The organism is Nocardia farcinica (genome assembly GCF_029867845.1).
GTDB lineage: Bacteria > Actinomycetota > Actinomycetes > Mycobacteriales > Mycobacteriaceae > Nocardia > Nocardia farcinica_A.
In genome coordinates this window covers 1-3,144 of record NZ_JARWRU010000881.1, presented here as the reverse complement: position 1 = coordinate 3,144, position 3,144 = coordinate 1, and the positions used below count along the sequence as shown (strand labels likewise).

3 protein-coding genes are annotated in these 3,144 nt (G+C 71.9%); 1 reads left to right on the top strand and 2 read right to left on the bottom strand.

Translation table 11 applies throughout. The annotated features are described in order from the left end of the window. The coding region (locus QH283_RS19275) for a cytochrome P450 (protein ID WP_280504385.1) at positions 1–1,016 on the top strand (1,016 nt) is incomplete at its 5' end. A 16-nt stretch (positions 1,017–1,032) separates the two neighbouring features. On the opposite strand, the gene QH283_RS19270 is transcribed toward QH283_RS19275, so the two are convergent. Continuing rightward, entirely contained in the window at positions 1,033–1,734 is a 702-nt protein-coding gene (locus QH283_RS19270; protein WP_280504384.1) for an isochorismatase family protein, read from the bottom strand. A 68-nt stretch (positions 1,735–1,802) separates the two neighbouring features. Then, a partial coding sequence (locus QH283_RS19265) for an MFS transporter (protein ID WP_280504383.1) occupies positions 1,803–3,144 on the bottom strand: 1,342 nt, incomplete at its 5' end.

The following is a 3,144-nucleotide window of genomic DNA, read 5'->3' as shown; positions in this document are numbered from 1 at the left end:
AGATCTTCTCCTCCCGGCTCAAGGGCTCGATCATCCGGCTGCCCGGCGACATCAGCCCGGCGCAGATGAACGAGACCGGCGCGCTGCTGCTGAACATGGACCCGCCCAAGCACTCCAAGATCCGGCGCATCATCTCCAAGGGCTTCACCCCGCGCGCGGTGGAGAGCCTGCGCGCCGCGCTGACCGACCGCGCCGAGCGGATCGTGCACGAGGCCGAGAAGAGCGGCAGCGGCGACTTCGTCGAACAGGTCGCCTGCGAACTGCCGTTGCAGGCCATCGCCGAACTGCTCGGCGTGCCGCAGGAGGACCGGCGCAAGCTCTTCGACTGGTCCAACCAGATGCTCAACTACGACGACCCGGAATACGGCGACCCGGCCATGGCCTCGGCCGAGGTGCTCGGCTACGCCTGGAACATGGCCGAGCAGCGCCGCGCCTGCCCGGCCGACGACATCGTCACCGAACTGATCCAGGCCGATGTCGACGGCGAGGCGCTGGCCTCGGACGAATTCGGCTTCTTCGTCATCCTGTTGTCGGTGGCGGGCAACGAGACCACCCGCAACGCCATCACCCACGGCATGAAGGCGTTCGTGGACCACCCCGACCAGTGGGAGCGGTTCAAGGCCGAGCGCCCGCGCACCACCCCCGACGAGATCGTGCGCTGGTCGACCCCGGTGACGGTCTTCCAGCGCGCCGCCACCCGCGACGTCGAGCTCGGCGGGCAGCTCATCCGCGCGGGCCAGCGCGTCGGATTGTTCTACGGCTCGGCCAATTTCGACGAGGACGGCTTCGACGACCCCTACACCTTCGACATCGGCCGCGACCCCAACCCGCACGTCGGCTTCGGCGGCACCGGCACCCACTACTGCGTGGGCGCCAACCTCGCCCGCCTGGAGATCGACCTGATGTTCGCCGCCATCGCCGACGCCATGCCGAACCTGCGTGAACTCGCGCCGCCGGTGCGGCTGCGCAACGGCTGGATCCACGGCATCAAGAGCTGGCAGGTCGCCTACGAGTGACCGGGGCGTGTTCGGCTCACGCCACCACGGCCTCGGCCTCCCCGGCGGGTTGGCAGGCGGACAGATCGGCGAGATGGTCCTTCGCCCGCGCGAGCGACCACACGTCGGCCATCTTGGCCGCCATGTCGAACAGATTGGCCTCGTGCACCCGCCGGTCGCGGTCACCGACGGCGTCGGCCACCACGATGGGCACGAATCCGTGCTGCATGGTGTCCAGCGCGGCGGCCCGCACGCACCCGCTGGTGGACAGTCCGCCGATGAACACGGTGTCCACCCGCAGCGCGGACAGATAGGACTGCAACGAGGTGCCGAAGTAGGCGCTCGGATACTGCTTGGTGAGCCGTAGCTCGTCCGGCAGCGGGGCCAGCCCGTCGATGAACTCCGCGTACGGGCTACCCGCGCAGAACGCGCGCAGTGAGGGCGCCTTGCGGAAGAACACGCCGGCGTCCGCGCCGTCCGCGCGCAATCGAACCTCGGTGACGATCACCGGAATCCCGGCGGCGGGGGCGGCGGCGAGCAGCTCCCGCATCGCCGCCACCGGCTCCTCCACGCCCGCGTAGAGCGAGCATTCCCGGTCGATGTAGGCGCGGGCCGGATCGACCAGCACCAGCGCGGGCCTGCTGCCCGCGCCCAGCTGTCCGCCGAAGCCCGCGTCGGCGTAGTCGGCGTCCAGATCGTCGGCCTCGCGCCCGCGGGCGGCATCATCGGTGGGGGACATGCGAACTCCTCCTGTCGAGGGGATTGTCCGGGGGGGATTGTCCGGGGGGATTGTCCGGGGGGATTGCCTCATCGGACGGTCGTTTCGGCGACGGCCGCCGTCTCCGGCGGGGCATCGGCGACGACGAGCGCGGGCATGGGGCCACGGCGCGGGAAGAACAGGCACACCACCAGCCCGAGCACCGAGAGGGCGGCGAACAGCAGGCAGGCCAGCCGCAGGTTGCCGACGAAGGCCGCCAGCTGCGCGGCATCGACCCCGCCGAGCGTCCCGGCGAAGGCCGCCCGCCTGGCCTGCTCGTCCAACCCGGCGGTGGCCACACCCAGCGCCAGCGCCGCGCTGAACAGGTAGCCGACGTTCTGCAGGGTCGAGCGCAGCCCGTTGGCGATGCCGCGCCGCCGCGCCGGGGCGGTGAGCATGAGCACGCTGGTGCTCGGCGTCATGAACAGGCCGGTCCCCGCGCCGAGCACCGCCAGCCACGGCGCCAGCGGCCAGAGCGTCGCGGCGTCGTCGGCGAGGGTGAGCGCGACACCCACCGAGCCGACGGCGTTGAGCCCCATGCCGGTGACGGCCAGCGCGCGCGGGGCGAAGCGGCGCATGAGCCGCCCGGTCGCGGCCGCGGCGACCACGGCCCCCAGCGCCACCGGCACGACCAACAGTCCCGCCTGCGCCGGATCGAGCCCGCCGCCCTGCCCGTACAACGAGATCATGATGACGATCGCGTAGGTGGCCACCGCGTTCGACAACGCCGCCAGCAGGACCAGGGTGACCGCGCGGATGCGGAACAGCCCCACGTCGACCAGCGGATGGGTGCGACGGATCTGCACGACGACGAACGCCGCCGCGGCGCCTGCCGCGACCGCCGCACTCGGCCACGGCGACACCGGGACATCCGGCGAGAGCGCCACCACCGCCGCCGCGAGCGCCACCGTCGACAGCACCGCGCCGAGGGCGTCGAACCGTTCCCCGCTCCCGCGCTGCCCGGCGGCCCGCGGCACCACGAAAATCGAGGCCACCAACGCCACCAGACCGAACGGCAGCGTCACCAGGAACAATCCGCGCCACCCCGCCACAGCGGTCGCCGCGCCACCCACCACCGGGCCGATCACCTGGGCCAGCGCCGCCACCGTCGCATTCCAGCCGAGCGCGCGACCGAGCTGCGCGGCCGGGAACACATCGGTGAGCAACGCGGTGTTGTTGGTGACGAACGCCGCCGCGCCCACCCCTTGCAGCATGCGGGCCGCGATGAGCAGCCACGGCGAGAACGCCACCGCGCACAGGGCGGTCGCCGCGGTGAACAGCCCGATCCCGGCCAGATACAGCGGTCGACGGCCCACCAGATCGGCCACCCGCCCGAAGACCAGGATGAGCGCGGTGGTCACCAGCATGTAGGCGAGCACGACGGCGGTCGAC

Coding starts and splice junctions, on each gene's coding strand:
- QH283_RS19270 (WP_280504384.1), bottom strand. CDS start 1,734: ATGTCCCCCACCGATGATGCCGCCCGCGGGCGCGAGGCCGACGATCTG.